Raw genomic sequence first — 16,079 nt, 5'->3', positions numbered from 1 at the left:
GATCACCCTAAAGATTAATTAATTCTATGTGAACTTGTGATGAACAAACAGTTTTTCGTGTGTTCAGTGTGCATCACGTCAAATGCGGTCAGAGGGGTGATTCTGCCTCTGGCGACTAAGTGGGGGCTGTCGTTCGGAATATTTCGATCCGCGAGAGCCAAAGTAAATGAACATGAAGATCAAGACGACAAACCTCCTGAAAGCTTCTGCTGTTGCCGTGGCCTTAGTTGGCTCTGCTGCTGTTGTTATGACGGTCGCGGTGCCTGAACCCGCCTTTGCCAAAGGGGGGCAAGGCAATGGCGGGGGCAACGGTGGCGGTAAAGGCAATGGCGGCGGTAACGGTGGAGAAAAAGGTAACGGCGGCAAAGGAAATGGCGGCCAAGGCGCAGGCAAAAATGATGGCGCAAAAGGTAAAGGGGGACTCAACCGTAGCGGTAAGAAAACCGCGGGGTCGGGAAATAAGTCGCTTGGGGGAAAAGGCTTCTCTTTGAAGGGTTTTTTCCAAGGCAATAAGTCGTCCAAGAAGCCGTCCAAGTCCAGCCGTTCCGTATCCTCTGGCTCTCGGCAGAAAGATGCCGTGACCGAAGTGACAACATCTGTTCGGCCACAGGGCCGCAGCAAAAAGGTCAAAGCGTCCGAGCTTCTTCAGGCCCATCCTTCTGAACTTGGTGCCTTGAACGCGGCCAATGCCAGCCCGACAGCGTTGTTGAATGCCTCTCCGAATTCCCGTGTCGGCCGGATCGCAATCTATCGTGATACCGTGCTGGCAGGTTTTGCCCTCGAAGAGGATTTGGAAGAAGCGATCGAAACGCTTGCGGGCCTGGAGCAGCCCGATCGTGCAATCGATGAGATCGAAGATGCGCTTGATGAAGCGCAGAAAAATGTCGACGAGAAACAAGAGGTTGTCGACGATTTGGAACAAGACCTGGCGGATGCCGGTGGTGAGGATGAAGCAATCGAAGAGGCGTTGGGCATTGCAGAAGCAGAGCTTGCGGAAGCCATAAACGAGGAGCAGGAAATTGCGGATGAGCTGCAGGATGCTGTCGACTACAACGATGCGGTTGCAGAAGTTGAAGATCTAACTGAGCAGGTTGAACAGCAGCCAGACCTCGAGCGTGAGGCGCTTGAAGATGCAGCGAACAAACCTGTAACCGACGAAGTGGAGGCGACGGTGCGAGCTATGCTCGGGCTCGAACAAGACACGATCTCATTGCCCTGAATCTCACGGAGGCAACGAGAGCCGGGCCAGCCTTTATCATCCACCTACAAAACATTGGCTGGCCCGGTAATCGACTAATGGATGTGAACTGAAGACGAAAAGGATCGCGCACCCGTACTCACTCTAGGCGCGAATTAAAGCCCGCTCTTATTATGAGCGGGCTTTTCCCTTTTTGGGGCGAACAGCGCCAGAATGTTGGTCCGAAATCACTCGGGCGCGGCGGGTTTGTTTTCTTCCTGAAACCGCATTTCTCTGACGATGCCCGCAAGCGCAATGTTGATCGGAGGAAAACGTTCACGACCCCGCATTCCCACCGCAGGGCTGCTGCTGCACCTGACCGACTTAAATGTGTATCGCTCCACCGAAGACCACGGTGTTGCAATCAATATGGCAGACTTTGTCATGTTATTCCCTTTGCAGAATGTCGGGGCGATCAAGGTGTGCAGATTCAATTAATATGAATTGTGCCAAAACCTGATTGAATGAAGTGCGAATACATTATTCAACTTCTGTTAAAGTTGTCGCTGAAATGAGAACAACGCCACTTTAACTCGCCGAATCGACGCCGCCGTTCCCGGCGTAGGCAATAGGCTTTGGTTTTTGGGAGTTTTCCAATTGTTCCAGCCCGCCCCAAAAATCGCAATTCTCGAGCAATTTTTTTAAAGTCTGAATTGAAAATGAACCGAACAGGGGGATTCTCAATGCAGTGAGAATTTAATTAACTAATTGTTATAAGACGATTATTTTGATAATTTTTCTGCAGGAAACCTTTGTTAATTTTGAGTTCATTTCACATTCACTTATTGTAATCTAAACACCCGATTTGTGGCAAATTGGAGACAAAATCTCAGGCAATGGTGAAAAAAATTTACGTTGCCCCGGAGATTCAAATGCCCAGAATTCGGACTCGAAGACAACTGAACTCAATTTTAAGTGGTCCTATTAAAAAGGGACGTTTCGCCACTGGCGAAGATGGCGCTTTGACGATTTTTGCGCTTTTCGTCTTTCTTATGTTGTTGGCCGCGACGGGAATCGCAGTTGATGTCGCCAACTATGAGCGCGACCGCGTGAAGCTACAGTGGGTTCTTGACAATGCGGTGCTTGCTGCCGCCAACCTCGAGCAGACACTCCCACCAGAGGAAGTGGTTAATGCGCATCTGGCGGCGCAGGGGCTGTCGGATTACCAAAGCTCAGTAGCTGTTCAAGAGGCGTTTCAGGACCGGACGGTCGCCGCAGCGATCGGGGCAGAGTACGATACAAAGTTCATGCGCCTGAGTGGTATCGACTCTATTCCTTTGGGTATCGGAGCCGCGGCCAATGAAGCTGCGCCCCATACCGAGATCTCATTGGTGCTGGATATTTCGGGCAGTATGGGCAGCAACAACCGTGTCGACTTGATGCAAGCTGCAGCCAAGGCGTTCATCACCAAAAGCCTCAGCCGAAATGAAGACCCCACAACGGGGACCAAGGCGGACAAGCAGACTTCGATCAATGTCATCCCCTTTGCTGGTCAAACAAACCCGGGGTCGACGATGTTCGAATACCTGGGTGGTGAGCGGTTTGGCACGACCACAGAAGAGGGGTATTTCCCGACCTGGAAGCAGGACATTTCCAACGTTGTCTTCTGGTTTGACACAAGCGGCGACGGTTCGCCGGATTACTCGGTAAAGATTGAAGGCTTTCCGGACAACGACGTGGATGGTTTCGACAAAGACGACGTCGACACCTACTATTACTACGTCAAGGATTTCGCCATCGAGAACTCTGTCCTGACCGAAGACGCAGAACTGGTTGGTGCTTCGATCAAGGGTGGTCGTCAAAAGACCGAATACTTCAGCGTCACGGGTGACACGGAAGCCAGCGAAACGAAATTCAACAATGTCGATGCTGAATTGCAGTTCAATGATTTCCACTCGTACTACCAGACCATCCCGAACAATGAATCGTCCTGTCTGGAACTTTCATATTCCGATTTCATGACGTCGCAATTGCCATCCGGTTCGACCGAGCAGGTGCCGTACTTCGTGAATTGGGACTATGACGAGACCACGCAGAACTGGGGTTGGTGCCCGGATGACGAGATGAGCATCAAATACGCTCAGAACGACGAGGTCACTCTGCACAGCTTTATTGACAATCTGCGTCTGTTCGACGGCACTGGCACCAATTACAGCCTGAAATATGCGCTGGCTCTGCTTGATCCGTCCTCGCGCGATGCCTTTGCCTATCTCAGCACCATGGGTGAGGTTCCGGCTGAATTCGCGAACCGTCCCCTAAACTGGGATCATGAGGACACGTCGAAATACATCGTCATCATGACCGATGGCCGGACCAGCCCGCAGGTTCGCCCAGCTGATGAAATGGAAGAAGAAAACGGTCTGACCGAGCTGGTCTCGCGCCCGTCCGAAGACACGACCATTACATCGTCACAGGTTACCAACTTGCAGCTGTTCAAACAGCAGTGTGAGCTGGCCAAGGCGAACAACGTGATCATCTATGCGGTTGCGTTTGAAACTTCAGATCAGGCGGCGGCCGAGGTTAAGGCATGCGCCTCGTCGCCTTCGCACTACTACGAGGTTACCGGCGAAGAGATCATCGACTCGTTCGTGTCGATTGCCGGTTCCATCCAGAAGCTGCGGCTGATCCAGTAACCATGCAAAAGGAGCACACGTGATGTGCTCCTTTTCGTTTTCCCTCTACCGCTCGGTTCCGAAAGGGCCGGGCGATTTTTTTGCTTTAACCCAGCAGTGTGGCGGTTTGGGCTTTGTCGAAGTCCCAAATCACTGCGCGCTAAAAGTTGGCGCAAGGCAAACCAAAATTCGGCACATCCAGTACGTGCGAACGGTGCTGAATTTCGAAGTGTCAGGCGCTGGATAGGGTCGTTCAGGAATAGCCCAAGACTTTACGGGCAACGCGGAAGCATTCCAGAGCCTGTGGAACGCCGCAATAGATACCGATGACATGGATGATGGCGCGGATCTCTTCTGGTGAAACACCGTTGTTGATCGCGCCTTTGCAGTGAATTTCCCACTCATGCATTTTGCCCAGGGCGCCGATCATCGACAGGTTCATCATCGACCGTGTTTTGGCGTCGATGACATCATCACCCCACCCAAAGCCCCAGCACCATGCTGTCATTGCTTCTTGGAATGGGCGGGTGAAGTCGTCAGCCGCCGCGAGGTTCTTTTCGACATATTCTGCGCCAAGAGTGTTTTTGCGTTGTTCCAGGCCTTTCAGAAACAGGTCTTCGTTGAACAGGTCTGACATTTTCACCTCTGAAGTTTGTTTGTACGCTAAGCGTCGGGCTAAGAAAAATCGACGTATTTTCCTGGCCTTTAGGCAGGTCAGCCATCAATGGCGTCGCGCATCCATTGTTGCAACCGTGCGATTGAATGTTCGGACATAACTCCACAGCCGGGGTCCAGCACTAGCGGTCCGGGGCGATAGCCGCGGGATTTCAGGCCGCGGTGGACGGATTCGACCAGACGGATATCCTCTTCGACCGTTGTCTCGCGGTCTTGCACGGCCAGTTGGCGGATAACGGCACTTTCCGATCCGCCCTCGGTGTACCAGCCGCGCCAGACCGTGCAGTGATCGGCATCATTCGCGCGCCAGTGATAAGTGTTCAGCACGTTGCCCGGATAACACTGGAACGAGAACATGGGCCATAGGAACCAGGACTGATAGTCGCCCGCATGCGGCACGGACATGTCGATGGGGTAGGTCATCTTGTCGAGGCTCTGACACTCGGTCGTATGGCGCAGGACATAGCCGCCGCTGGCGTCGGGTTGAATGTCATAGGTCTCGGGCTTGACGACGCCTTCGGCAAAAGTCGGGTGGTTGGTTGGGCAGTGATAGCATTCCGAGTAGTTCTCGATACTGACCTTCCAGTTGCAGTGTTCCGGAATCTCGACCCATTCCAGCGGTTCCAGATCGTCTATATGAGGAACAAAGGCGCGGAGTTCCTCGCGCACGCCGGGATACCAGTCGTCCATGGGGGCTGCATCATCGTCGAGATTGACGAAGATGAAGCCGTTGAACACTTCGGTCCGGACCGAGGTCAGGCAGATCGCGCTGCGGTCGAAACCCGGAACGGATTTGATGTTAGGCCCGGCCCGCAAATGGCCGGTTAGTTCGTAGGTCCAGGAGTGATAAGGGCAAACGACCACGCGGGTGTTGCCCGCGCCACTGACCATTTCATGCGCGCGGTGCTGGCAGACATTGTAGAATGTGCGGATTTCCCCGTCGCGACCGCGAATGCAGAACAGGTTCTGGCCCGCAATCTCGAACGCGAAGTAGTCACCCGGTTCGCGCACCTGCGCCACGTGGCCGGCAAATTGCCAGGTTCGGGCCAGAAGGCCCTGCATCTCCTGCGCGAAAATTGCGGGGTCTGTATAGTATCGCGCGTCCAGTGAATGGGTCAGGGGTGCGTTCATTCGGGCTCCTCCGCGTAGAGGCCAAGTTGGTGTCTGCGTTGATGAAACCGCTCAACCCTCTCGACGATTTCATCGCTGGAGACGGCCACCACAAAGGACAGCAGCGTTTCCAGCAAGGCGATGGTCGAGACGGAGGAGGGAAAGAATTGCGGTGTATCAGCTGCCACGACAAAGCCGTGCTGCGCGTTCAGGATCACCGGGCTGGCCGGGCTGTCCGAGATGCCCACAACAGTCAGCCCCTGTTGACGGGCCAGCTTGATCGCGTCGATCACCTCGGTCCGGTAGGGGTGACAGGTGATGGCGATCAGCACGTCCTGTTCATCAGCCCAGGCCAGATCGTCCACCGGGGTTGAACCCGGGCGAGGGATGGCGTGGAACTGCTTCATGCCGGTCGAGGCCAGATAGGTGAAATTGCGCGCGTTCGAGTTGTTGACGCCGACCCCCAGCGTGAAAATCTGGCGACAGTCCCAGATATCTTCGGCGGCTGCTTTCAGGCTGGCGGCGTCGATCCCGGCAAAGGTCTCTTCGATATTGCGAATCGCGGCACCGACCATATCGGCGTAAAGCCCGCCCAACTCGCCCGTCTTGCCGATGTTCTGCAACCAGCGCGCGCGATCGGGAAACGAGACGCCGCCTCGGCGAATCGCATCGCGGAAGGGGGCGCGGAAATCCTCATACCCTTCGAACCCCACTTGTCGCGCCATGCGGACAAAGGTGTTGGGCTTGACCTTGGCGGCCTCGGCGATCTCGCGCACGGTCGAAACCCCAACATCTGTTGGGTTTTCCAGCACATAGCGCGCGGCTTTCTGGGCCTCGGGCGTCAGGGCGTCCCATTCGGCGCTCAGGCGGTCGAGAACGATTGATGATACATTTGTGTCATTCATGATTGACGATGGTACAAATGTGGAATTAGCCTGTCGAGCAGAAAAGCGACTCGGGAAGAGGAAATGTCATGTCCGAGAAGAAATTGCCTACCCACGCCCGCGTGGTCATTGTCGGAGGCGGCGTCATGGGGGTCGGTCTGGCCTATCATCTGGCGCATGAGGGGTGGGGCGATGACACCGTCCTGCTGGAAAAGGCCGAGCTGACCAGCGGCAGCACGTGGCACGCGGCGGGCCAGATCACGCATTCGACCTCAAGTTTTGGGCTGGGCAAATGTGTGGATTACAACATTGGTCTCTATTCCGGCGCGTTGGAGGCTGAAACCGGCCAGCCGGTCACATGGCACGGCTGCGGCTCGTTCCGCTTGGCCTATACCGAGGATGAGATGGACTGGCTGCGCCACACCCTGTCGGTGGGTCGCTCGCTGGGGTTCAATATCGAATTGGTTGGGCCTGAGAAGGTGGCCGAACTGCATCCGTTCTATAACTTGGACGGTGTGTTGGGCGCGCTGCACACGCCGGATGACGGTCATGTGGACCCGACCAATGTGACCATGGCGATGGCCGCAGGTGCGCGTCAGAAGGGGGTGCAAATCTTCCGCAACTGCCGCGCGACGAACATCACTCAGGCCGAGAATGGCGAGTGGGTGGTTGAGACCGAGATGGGCACCATCACGTGTGAGCATGTTGTGAACGCGGGCGGCACCTATGCGCGGCAGATGGGTGAATGGTCAGGGCTGCAACTGCCGATGACCTCGATGACGCACCATTATTTCGTGACCGAACCGGTGCCCGAGTTCCAGAATCTGGACACCGAACTGCCGGTGATCCGCGATGACCGTAAGGTCTCGGGCTATATCCGCATGGAGCAACAGCGCGGGTTGATCGGGATTTATGAGAAAGAGAACCCGAACTCGGTCTGGCATGACCATTGCCCGTGGGAATACGAAAACTGGCTGTTCGATGCGGATTACGACCGGGTGATGCCGTGGCTGGAGGAAAGCCTGAACCGGATGCCGATCTTTGCCGAGCTGGGCATTCAGCGTGACGTGCATGGGGCGATCTCGCATCCGCCAGATGGCAACCCTCTGATCGGGCCTGCGCCGGGTGTGCGGAATTACTGGTGCTGCTGCGGCACGCAGATCGGTATTGGTTGGGGCCCGGGTCTGACCCGTGAGCTGGCGCGCTGGATGGTGCATGGGGCCGCCGATATCTCGATGCGCGAATTCGACCCGCGCCGGTTTGGCAGCTATGCCACGAAGAACTGGCAGGTGATCAAGGCCGAGGAGGATTACTGCCTGCGCCACGAAATCCCCTTTCCGCATTTCAACCGGTTGGAGGGGCGTCCGATCAAGCCGTCACCGCTGTTTAAACTGCTGAATTCCAAAGGCGCGGTGCATGAGGAGGTCTATGGCTTCGAACGCCCCCGCTGGTTCGCCCGCGATGGGGTGGAACAGCGCGACCACTATTCCTTCCGACGTACCCCTGCCGATGACATGGTCGCGGCCGAGGTCAAAGCGGTGCGCGAACGCGTCGGTATCATGGATGTGACGGCCTTTACCAAGGTCGAGGTGTCGGGGCCGGGTGCTTATGCTCTGCTGGATCGGCTGACGGCAAACCGGATGCCGCAAAAAGTGGGTTCGATCACACTGACCCATATGCTGAACCGCCGGGGCCGGATTGAGTTGGAGACGACCATTGTCCGCATGGCCGAAGACCGGTTCTATCTGGTCTGTGCGGCGTTCTTCGAGCAACGCTTGTTGGATCACCTGACGCAACAGCGGGCAGAGGAGGATGTTCAGATTGCCGCCCTTTCCTCCGATTGGTCGGCCTTGTCACTGAACGGTCCCCGGTCGCGGGGCGTGCTGGCGCGGTGCACCGATGCTGACCTGACCAATGCCGGGTTCCGCTGGTTGTCCGCGCAAGAGATCACCGTTGCAGGCCACAAAGTCTGGGCGTTCCGCATGTCCTATGCCGGGGAACTGGGCTGGGAACTGCACATGCCAAACGCCGCCTGTCTGGACGTCTACAAAGCGCTTTGGGCGGCCGGAGAACCGCATGGCATCGCCGACTATGGCAGCTTTGCCATGAACGTGATGCGGATGGAGAAGGGGTTCAAAGGTGCGGGCGAGCTGACCAACGAAGTCACTCTGGCCGAGGCAGACGTGCTGCGTTTTGCGCGCACCGACAAGGACTATCTGGGCAAGGACAAGACCCTGAACACCGACCTGCCGTGGGTCTGCGCCTATCTGGAAATCGAACCTGATGGCCAGATCGACGGCCATGGTGGCGAGGCGGTGATGCTGGAGGGTCGCGTCGTGGGTTCGACCGCTTCGGTGGCCTACGGGCATACGGTCGGCAAGATCCTCGCCTTCGCCTATATTAAGCCCGAGGCCGGCACACCCGGCACGGCCCTGCAAGTCGTGATCCACGGCCAACCCCGTGCCGCCCGCGTGTTGGGCGAACCGGCCTATGACCCGCAAAGCCTGCTGCCGCGCACCGACGCCGTGCTGGAGGCCGCGCAATGACGCTGCCCGAGACGATGAAAGCCATGGTCACGATGGGCCATGGCGGGTTGGAGCAGATGGTTCTGCACCCCGACTGGCCTCGCCCGGAACCTGCGGCCCATGAAGTGCTGATCAAGGTCGCCGCCTGCGGTCTGAACAACACGGATGTGAACACGCGGTCGGGCTGGTATTCCAAGACCGTCACCGACGCGACCACCGGCGGTGCCTTTCAGGAGGTTGGCGAGGAAGACCCGACCTGGGGCGGTAACCCGATCACCTTTCCGCGCATTCAAGGTGCTGACATATGCGGTGTGATCGTCGCTGTCGGCGAAGGCGTCGATCCCGCCCGCATCGGTCAGCGTGTGATCACCGATGGTTGGCTGCGCGACCCGGATGACCCCGGCAATATGGACAAAACCGGTTATTACGGCTCGGAACGGGATGGAGGGTTCGCTGAATACGCCACCACTATGGCCGTGAATGCGGTGCCAATCACCTCCGATCTGTCGGATGCGGAATTGGCGACGTTTTCCTGCTCCTACTCAACCGCAGAAGGGATGCTGACCCGCGCCAATGTCACTGAAAAAGACACGGTTCTGGTGCCCGGCGCCTCGGGCGGTGTCGGAGGCGCCTTGTTGCAACTGGCCAAACGGCGCGGCGCGCGGGTCATCGCGATGGCGTCCGAGGCGAAACATGCCGACGTGGCCCAACTCGGCCCAGACATGATCCTGCCGCGCGCACCGGAAAACCTGCGTGCCGCGTTGGGCGACGAAAAGATCACAGTGGTCGCAGATGTGGTCGGCGGCCCCTATTGGCCGACCTTGATCGACATACTCGAACGCGGCGGACGCTATACCTGTTCCGGGGCCATCGCGGGCCCGATGGTGAATTTTGACCTGCGCACCTTCTATCTGCGTGACCTGACCTTCACCGGCTCGACCGTAATCGACCCGCAGGTGATGCAGAACCTCGTCAAATATATCGAAGCGGGTGAGATCAAACCCGCTCTTGCCGCGACCTATCCGCTTGAGGAACTGCGCGAGGCGCAGGCCGCTTTCATCGCGAAACAACACACTGGCAATATCGTGGTGATCCCGTGAAAATCACCCGTATCCGCATCTATCAGACCGGGCTGCCCTATGTCGGCGGGGCCTATGTCTGGGGGGCGGGAAACGCGATTGAAACGGCCACCGCCTCGGTTGTGGTCATCGATACAGACGCAGGGCTGCAGGGCTGTGGAGAATTCACGCCCTGCGGCGAGAATTACATGGTCGCGCATTCTCAGGGCGTTCCTGCCTTGGCCGGTCTGGTCGCCCCATCTCTGCTGGGTGAAGACCCGCGTCAGGTTGGTCGGATCGAACGGTTGATGGACCATCTGGTCCAGGGCCACGAATACGCCAAGGCGCCGTTCGATGCGGCGTGCTGGGATATTCTGGGGCAAGCCAGCGCGCAGCCCGTCTGGATGTTGCTGGGTGGTAAACTGACCGATGGTGCCCCGATGTATCGGGTGGCACCGCAGAAGGCCGTGGATGAGACCGTGGCCGAGATGAACACCTATCGCGATCAGGGCTACCGTCAGTTCCAGATCAAGGTGGGTGCAGATTGGGCCACGGATATCGACCGCATCAGGGCCACGGTCCCTTTGCTGCAACCGGGTGAGACCGCCATGGCCGACGCCAACCAGGGCTGGCGTGTGGACAATGCGATCCGGGTGGCGCGGGCGACGCGCGATCTGGACTTTATCCTCGAACAACCCTGCCGCACCTACGAAGAATGCCAACAGGTCCGCCGCGTGGCCGAACAGCCGATGAAGCTGGATGAATGCCTGACTGGAATGCACATGGCGCAGCGCATCGTCGCGGATCAGGGGGCCGAGATCTGCTGCCTGAAGCTTTCCAATCTCGGCGGGCTCAGCAAGGCGCGACGGGTGCGTGACTATCTGATTGAAAACCGTATTCCCGTGGTGGCCGAGGACACTTGGGGCGGTGAAATCACCACTGCCACCGTTGCCCATTTTGCCGCCTCGACGCCCGAAGAATACCTGCAAAACACGACAGACCTGATGAACTACAACACCCGCTCGACCGGATGCGGTGGGGCTGTGTCGCGAAACGGCAAGCTCTACGCGCCAGATGCGTCAGGTTTGGGTGTCACCCCGGATTTCAAAAGCCTCGGCGCGCCCGTGGCAGAGTACGCGCTATGAAGATCAAAACCATCACCGTCTACCAAATAGACCTGCCGCTCGAACATCCCTATTGGCTGTCTGGCGGGCGTTTGAAATTCGAAACGCTGGACGCAACGCTGGTGAAGATCGAAACCGATACTGGCTTGATCGGCTGGGGCGAGGGCACGCCTTGGGGCCATACCTACGTGCCCGCCCACGGCCCGGGCATTCGTGCCGGGATCGAGACCATGGCCCCCTTCATTCTGGGCCTCGACCCGCGCCGGGTGCTCGAGGTCGAACGCGCCATGGACACGGCGCTGCCCGGTCACCTCTATGCCAAAAGCCCGATCGATATGGCCTGTTGGGACATCGCCGGGCAAGCGGCGGGCCTGCCGATTGCCGACCTGATGGGCGGCGGGTCCCGCACCCCGCGCCCGATTGCCTCGTCCGTCGGTGCCAAAACCGCCGAAGAAACGCGCGAGGTGATGACCCGCTACCGCGACCGAGGCTACATCGCCCATTCGGTCAAAATCGGCGGAGACGTCGAACGCGATATCGCCCGCATCCGCGACGTGGAAACCATCCGCCGCCCTGGTGAGATTGTCCTCTATGACGTGAACCGCGGCTGGACCCGCCAACAGGCGCTGCGGGTGATGAAAGCCTGCGAGCCAATGCAGGTGATGTTCGAACAGCCCTGCGAATCCCTCGACGACATCGCTGCCATCGCCCCCCGCCACGCCTCACCCGTCTCAGTGGACGAAAGCCTCGTCACCCTGCAAGACGCCACCCGCATCGCGCGCGACGGTCTGGCCGAGGTCTTTGGCATCAAGCTCAACCGCGTCGGCGGCCTGACCAAAGCGGCCCGGATGCGTGATATCGCGCTGGCCCACGGAATCGACATGTTCGTCATGGCCACCGGAGGCACAGTTCTTGCCGATTCCGAGGCCCTGCATCTGGCCGCCACCATTCCCGATCAGAACTGCCATGCCGTCTGGGCCTGTCAGGACATGATCACCGTCGATATCGCCAACGGTCGCGGCCCTCGCAACAAAAACGGACACCTCCACTTGCCCGAAGCCCCGGGCCTCGGCGTCCAACCCGACGAAGACGCCCTCGGCCCCCCAACCGCAACCTATGAGGCCCCGCGATGATCCGTCCCTTCATCTGGCTAGAAATATCTCGGGGTGTGAATTGGCCGCAGGCCAAGAGAGGGGCTGGCCCCTCTGATGACAACGCGCTGCACCCCGAAGGACGACGGCCATGAAGATCACCAAACTCACCCTGTGGTCGGTCGACCTCACCAGCCACGAAACTTATCACATGGCCGAAGGTAAAACCTGCGCCACGGTCAAGACCCATGTTCTGTGCCTAGAAACCGACACTGGCCTGAAAGGTTGGGGCGAGGTCTGCCCAATCCCAAACTACCTGCCCGCATATGCCGATGGTGTACCTGCGGCGATCACCGAGATGGCCCCGGAAATCCTAGGGGTGTCGCCTTTCGGGGCCGATGCCCCGATGCGCAAGCTCGACGGGTTTCTTCAAGGCCACCGCTACGCCAAATCCGTCGTCGATCTTGCCCTATGGGACCTGTTCGGCCATGCCACAGGCCAGCCGGTCTATGCTTTGCTGGGCGGGCGCACGCGTAAGGACATGCCGCTCTATCACTCGATCACCTGCATAGACCCCGATGAGATGGCCCGCATCGCGCAGACCGCCTATCAGACCGGTATTCGCCAGTTTCAGGTCAAACTTGGCGTCGAAGCCGACTGGCAGGCCGATGCCGAACGCCTGACCAAAGTGCGCGAAGCTGTGGGGCCGGGGCCAATCGTCTACGGAGACTGGAACTGCGGCGCATCGCGCCTGCAGGCTACACGCACGGGGCGGGCGGTGGCGCATCTGGATGTGATGCTGGAACAGCCCTGCAAAACGCTGGAGGACTGCGCCGCTGTCCGGCAAGCAACAGGCCTGCCGATGAAGCTGGACGAGAACGCCCATGATCTGGCGTCGCTGCTGCGCGCGCATGAATTGGGTTGCATGGATGCCGTGGCGCTGAAACTGTCCAAGTTCGGTGGGCTTTCGGCCATGCGTCGCGCGCGCGATCTGACCGTGCATCTGGGGGCCGAGATCTGCGCGGAATGCACATGGGGGTCCGATATCGTCACCGCAGCTTCATTGCATTTCGCCGCCTCGACCCCGCAGGGATCGCTGATGAACACCTGCGACCTGTCCTCTTATGTGGCCCCGCGCCTCTGCCCCGATGCGCCCAGCCGCAAGGATGGACGCATCGCCCCGCCCGAAGGCCCCGGTCTGGGCGTGACGCCCGACCCGGAAATCCTTGGTTCCCCGATATTGGAGATCGCCTGAGATGCTCAAGATCAACACTCAATCCGAATGGATCGCCCGCGCCAACGCCGCATTGCCCGCCGGGGGATTTGGCAATTTCGACCCCGGCATCATCATCGCCCGTGGCGAAGGCAGTCGCGTCTGGGATGAGGACGGGACGGAATATATAGACTATCTGATCGGCTCCGGACCGATGTTGTTGGGCCACGGCCACCCCGAGGTGATGGAGGCGGTGCTGGAACAACTGCCCAAAGGCATGACTTTTTTCGCCAACAACGCCAGGGGCATCGAACTGGCCGAGGCGATCATCGACGCCGTGCCGTGTTGCGAACAGGTGCGCTTTGTCGCCTCGGGTGGTGAGGCGGATATGTACGCCATCCGTCTGGCCCGCGCCTATACCGGTCGCGACAAGATTCTGAAATTCGAAGGCGGCTATCACGGCATGAGCGCTGAGGCGCAGATGAGCCTCGCCCCCAGCCGCCGCGTGAACTTCCCGCAGGCGGTGCCCGACAGCGCCGGCATCCCGGCGGGCGTGGCCGAGCAGATGCTGATCGCGCCGTTCAACGACCTTGAGGCCGTCGCAGCCCTGCTGGATGAACATGACGACATCGCCGCGATCATGGTCGAGCCGCTGCAACGGATCATCCCGCCAATGCCCGGATATCTGCAGGGCCTGCGTGACCTGTGCGACAAACACAATGTCCTGCTGATCTTTGACGAGATCGTGACCGGTTTCCGCCTGGCTTATGGCGGCGCGCAAGAGAAATACGGCGTGACGCCCGATATCTGCACGCTGGGCAAGATCACCGGCGGCGGCTTCCCTCTGGCCGCGCTGGGCGCAAGCACCGAGATCATGAAGCATTTCGACAAGGCGCAGGTCGGCGAAGACGGCTGGCTGATGCAACTGGGCACATTGTCGGGCAATCCGGTGGCCTCGGCCGCAGGGCTGAAAACGATGGAAATCCTGCGCCGTGAAGGTACCTATGAGCGTCTGAGGGCCACAGGGGCCGCATTGCAACAGATGCAGGTTGATGCGCTGACAGCGGCCGGTATCCCGCATCAGGTTTGTGGCGATGAAACTCTGTTTGATATCTATTTCACCGATGCCCAGTGTCGCGACTATCGCAGCGCTCGGCACGATGACCCCCGGCGCAACGTGGATTACAACAACAGCTTACGGGCGAGTGGCATCTTTAAATCGCCCGGAAAGCTCTACCCTTCCCTGGCGGTAACTGACACGGATATTGAAATGACAAGGGAAGCGGTCAATACGGCGGTCGAGTTGATTGCCAATAGATGACCGCATGCTGCGCAAAAAAAGGACGGGCCGCTGTCAAATCAATGACAACGGCCCTAACTGATCGGATCTCAGGATCGGGTCTCACCCCCTCGAACACCACTTAAAACGGTACAGACTTACAAAACTTTCGACTTATTTGAGACCGAGCCGACTTCACAACCGGTATGCAAGCGTTATGCCTGACCCATCAGGTAACGGCAGTGAAGTAGTTCACATTGCGTGAATTTTTTTAGTTTCGCCAATCAAAGAATCCGGCACCCGCCTGTGCAAGCAGGGTTTTAGCAACGGTGCGTCCCATTTCGACGCCGTCTTCAATCGATCCTACAACGTCTTCGGTGATCGCCTCAGACCCATCCGGGCGCAAAACCTCGCCCCTCAGGTGAAGTTGACCCGCATTGATCTCAGCCAGACCCGCTATTGGCGTTTCGCAGGAGCCGTCCAGCGCGGCCAGCAATGCGCGTTCGGCGGCCAAACGCTGCCCCGTTTCAATGTGGTGAATCGCTTCCAGCATACCCGCAGCACGGGAATCGCCGCTGCGGCGTTCGATGCCAATGGTGCCCTGTGCGATGGCGGGCAGCATGTCCTCGGGTGCAATGGCGGTGGCGGGGACGTCTTCCATGTTCAGGCGGCGGATACCGGCCATGGCCAGAAAGGTACAATCGGCCACGCCGTCCGCCAGTTTCTTCAGCCGCGTCTGCACGTTGCCTCGGAATTCCACTACGTTCAGGTCAGGCCGACGATTCAACAACTGCGCCCGGCGGCGCAGGGATGAGGTGCCGACGGTGGCACCCTGCGGCAGGTCGTGGATTGATTTCAGGCTGGGCGAGATGAACGCGTCGCGCACATCTTCACGCGGCAGGAAGGTGTCCAGCACCAGACCTGCGGGCTGCTCCACCGGCATATCCTTGGTGGAATGCACCGCGATGTCGATATCGCCGCGCAGCATCGCCTCTTCGATCTCTTTGGTGAACAGACCCTTGTTGCCGATCTCTTTCAACGGGCGGTCTGCGTCGATCATGGCGCGGTTGTCGCCGGTGGTCTTGATGACCACGATCTCGAACGCCTCTTCGGGCAGATCGAACGCCGCTGCCAGCCGCTGCCGGGTTTCATAGGCTTGTGCCAGCGCCAGAGGCGATCCTCGGGTGCCGATCTTGAGAGGTTGGGCGGGGGAGGGCAGGGTCAATGTCATGGCCACAGCTTTAATCGCGTCACATTGCCCTGACAATGGG

General features: G+C 58.7%; 12 protein-coding genes. 8 read left to right on the top strand and 4 right to left on the bottom strand.

Annotated elements, in window-relative coordinates; genetic code table 11:
- Positions 1-166: 166 nt before the first annotated feature.
- Both J7380_RS09065 and J7380_RS09060 read left to right on the top strand, forming a co-directional pair.
- A complete protein-coding gene (locus J7380_RS09065; RefSeq protein WP_209195431.1) occupies positions 167-1,219 on the top strand; it encodes a hypothetical protein in 1,053 nt (350 codons plus the stop codon).
- Positions 1,220-2,199: 980 nt separating this feature from the next.
- Positions 2,200-3,870, top strand: a complete 1,671-nt coding sequence (locus tag J7380_RS09060) for a Tad domain-containing protein (protein ID WP_209195430.1) — start codon at positions 2,200-2,202, stop codon at positions 3,868-3,870.
- 232 nt (positions 3,871-4,102) lie between these two features.
- Here J7380_RS09060 and J7380_RS09055 read toward each other — a convergent pair whose 3' ends face one another.
- The 3 genes from J7380_RS09055 to J7380_RS09045 all read right to left on the bottom strand — a co-directional run bounded on the left by J7380_RS09055 (position 4,103) and on the right by J7380_RS09045 (position 6,539).
- Positions 4,103-4,486: a carboxymuconolactone decarboxylase family protein gene (locus J7380_RS09055; protein WP_170353640.1), complete on the bottom strand. Its 384-nt coding sequence runs from the start codon at positions 4,484-4,486 to the stop codon at positions 4,103-4,105.
- Between the two features lie 77 nt (positions 4,487-4,563).
- Positions 4,564-5,655, bottom strand: coding sequence for an aromatic ring-hydroxylating dioxygenase subunit alpha (locus tag J7380_RS09050; RefSeq protein ID WP_209195429.1), 1,092 nt, complete (start codon positions 5,653-5,655; stop codon positions 4,564-4,566).
- On the bottom strand, positions 5,652-6,539 hold the full coding sequence (locus J7380_RS09045; RefSeq protein WP_209195428.1) for a MurR/RpiR family transcriptional regulator: 888 nt from the start codon (positions 6,537-6,539) through the stop codon (positions 5,652-5,654). The genes J7380_RS09050 and J7380_RS09045 overlap by 4 nt, the downstream gene beginning before the upstream one ends.
- A 68-nt stretch (positions 6,540-6,607) precedes the next feature.
- Between J7380_RS09045 and J7380_RS09040 the strand changes: the two genes are divergently transcribed.
- The 6 genes from J7380_RS09040 (at position 6,608) to J7380_RS09015 (ending at position 14,850) form a co-directional block, all read left to right on the top strand.
- Positions 6,608-9,064, top strand: coding sequence for an FAD-dependent oxidoreductase (locus J7380_RS09040; RefSeq protein WP_209195427.1), 2,457 nt, complete (start codon positions 6,608-6,610; stop codon positions 9,062-9,064).
- Entirely contained in the window at positions 9,061-10,143 is a 1,083-nt protein-coding gene (locus J7380_RS09035) for an alcohol dehydrogenase family protein (RefSeq protein ID WP_247742464.1), read from the top strand. The genes J7380_RS09040 and J7380_RS09035 overlap by 4 nt, the downstream gene beginning before the upstream one ends.
- Positions 10,140-11,246 (top strand): enolase C-terminal domain-like protein, encoded by a 1,107-nt coding sequence (locus tag J7380_RS09030; RefSeq protein ID WP_209195426.1) that lies wholly within the window; start codon positions 10,140-10,142, stop codon positions 11,244-11,246. Before J7380_RS09035 ends, J7380_RS09030 begins: the two co-directional genes overlap by 4 nt.
- Positions 11,243-12,358, top strand: coding sequence for an enolase C-terminal domain-like protein (locus J7380_RS09025; RefSeq protein WP_209195425.1), 1,116 nt, complete (start codon positions 11,243-11,245; stop codon positions 12,356-12,358). The genes J7380_RS09030 and J7380_RS09025 overlap by 4 nt, the downstream gene beginning before the upstream one ends.
- A 109-nt stretch (positions 12,359-12,467) precedes the next feature.
- The gene (locus tag J7380_RS09020; RefSeq protein ID WP_209195424.1) at positions 12,468-13,571 is read left to right on the top strand and encodes a mandelate racemase/muconate lactonizing enzyme family protein; all 1,104 of its coding nucleotides are present in this window, start codon (positions 12,468-12,470) and stop codon (positions 13,569-13,571) included.
- Position 13,572: 1 nt separating this feature from the next.
- Entirely contained in the window at positions 13,573-14,850 is a 1,278-nt protein-coding gene (locus J7380_RS09015) for an aminotransferase class III-fold pyridoxal phosphate-dependent enzyme (RefSeq protein WP_209195423.1), read from the top strand.
- 229 nt (positions 14,851-15,079) lie between these two features.
- On the opposite strand, the gene hemC is transcribed toward J7380_RS09015, so the two are convergent.
- Positions 15,080-16,039 carry a hydroxymethylbilane synthase gene (hemC, locus tag J7380_RS09010; protein WP_209195422.1) on the bottom strand — a complete coding sequence of 320 codons (960 nt, stop codon included), beginning with the start codon at positions 16,037-16,039 and terminating at the stop codon, positions 15,080-15,082.
- Between the last annotated feature and the right edge of the window lie 40 nt (positions 16,040-16,079).

The organism is Ruegeria sp. R8_1, assembly GCF_017743815.1.
GTDB classification, from domain to species: domain Bacteria; phylum Pseudomonadota; class Alphaproteobacteria; order Rhodobacterales; family Rhodobacteraceae; genus Ruegeria; species Ruegeria lacuscaerulensis_A.
This window is presented reverse-complemented; position numbering and strand designations above follow the sequence as displayed.

Excerpts from the sequence above, each read along its gene's own strand:
- J7380_RS09050 (WP_209195429.1), bottom strand. The coding sequence starts at position 5,655 with ATGAACGCACCCCTGACCCATTCACTGGACGCGCGATACTATACAGAC.
- J7380_RS09025 (WP_209195425.1), top strand. The coding sequence starts at position 11,243 with ATGAAGATCAAAACCATCACCGTCTACCAAATAGACCTGCCGCTCGAA.
- J7380_RS09065 (WP_209195431.1), top strand. The coding sequence starts at position 167 with ATGAACATGAAGATCAAGACGACAAACCTCCTGAAAGCTTCTGCTGTT.
- J7380_RS09035 (WP_247742464.1), top strand. The coding sequence starts at position 9,061 with ATGACGCTGCCCGAGACGATGAAAGCCATGGTCACGATGGGCCATGGC.
- J7380_RS09055 (WP_170353640.1), bottom strand. The coding sequence starts at position 4,486 with ATGTCAGACCTGTTCAACGAAGACCTGTTTCTGAAAGGCCTGGAACAA.
- hemC (WP_209195422.1), bottom strand. The coding sequence starts at position 16,039 with ATGACATTGACCCTGCCCTCCCCCGCCCAACCTCTCAAGATCGGCACC.
- J7380_RS09040 (WP_209195427.1), top strand. The coding sequence starts at position 6,608 with ATGTCCGAGAAGAAATTGCCTACCCACGCCCGCGTGGTCATTGTCGGA.
- J7380_RS09015 (WP_209195423.1), top strand. The coding sequence starts at position 13,573 with ATGCTCAAGATCAACACTCAATCCGAATGGATCGCCCGCGCCAACGCC.
- J7380_RS09020 (WP_209195424.1), top strand. The coding sequence starts at position 12,468 with ATGAAGATCACCAAACTCACCCTGTGGTCGGTCGACCTCACCAGCCAC.
- J7380_RS09045 (WP_209195428.1), bottom strand. The coding sequence starts at position 6,539 with ATGAATGACACAAATGTATCATCAATCGTTCTCGACCGCCTGAGCGCC.